The sequence below is a fragment of the Gilvimarinus sp. 1_MG-2023 genome (assembly GCF_030548285.1).
Genome location: NZ_JAUOSC010000678.1, coordinates 1 through 304, shown reverse-complemented (window position 1 = coordinate 304; position 304 = coordinate 1). Strand labels below are relative to the sequence as shown.

Here is a 304-nt window from a genome sequence, read left to right as displayed (position 1 = left end):
GCACTTTGGTGTACCCATGGGTTTTGGTGGCCCACACGCAGCATTTTTTGCCACCCGTGATGCCTTCAAGCGCTCCATTCCTGGCCGGATTATTGGCGTCTCTATTGATGCCCATGGCAAACCGGCATTACGTATGGCCTTGCAAACCCGCGAGCAACATATTCGCCGCGAAAAAGCCAACTCCAATATCTGTACCGCCCAGGTCTTACTGGCTAACCTGTCGTCGTTCTACGCGGTTTATCACGGTCCCAAAGGTCTGAAAACCATCGCTGCCCGTATCCATCGGCTAACCGATATCCTTGCC

General features: G+C 53.6%; 1 pseudogene. It reads left to right on the top strand.

The annotated features are described in order from the left end of the window. A pseudogene (locus Q4563_RS18580) lies at positions 1 to 304 on the top strand (glycine dehydrogenase (aminomethyl-transferring)); the annotation flags it as partial.